This window comes from Photorhabdus viridis (assembly GCF_040256935.1).
Lineage (GTDB): Bacteria > Pseudomonadota > Gammaproteobacteria > Enterobacterales > Enterobacteriaceae > Photorhabdus > Photorhabdus viridis.
The window spans coordinates 1-223 of the sequence record NZ_JBEJZY010000512.1; the positions used below are offsets into that span (position 1 = coordinate 1).

Annotated in this window: 1 protein-coding gene; it reads right to left on the reverse strand. The window is 57.0% G+C overall.

All coding sequences use genetic code 11. The annotated features are described in order from the left end of the window. Nucleotides 1-223: phage baseplate assembly protein V (locus ABR397_RS24330; RefSeq protein ID WP_350307919.1), on the reverse strand; the 223-nt coding region annotated here is incomplete at both ends.

Genomic DNA, 223 nt, shown 5'->3' on the forward strand with positions numbered 1-223 from the left:
CTCCGGTAAATTCAGCGGCGGACGGTTAAGCGCGTTATAGGTACATCCGGTAATCATGGGGCGGTCAATATCGCCGTTGAGATAAGAGATAATCACTTCCTGGCCGACTCGTGGTGTTGCCAGGAAGCCAAATCCGTTGCCGTTCCAGCCCTGTGCCACCCGTACCCAGCAGGATGCCTGGTCGTCAGGCGCGTCGTAACGGTTCCAGTGGAAGTGAACGCGA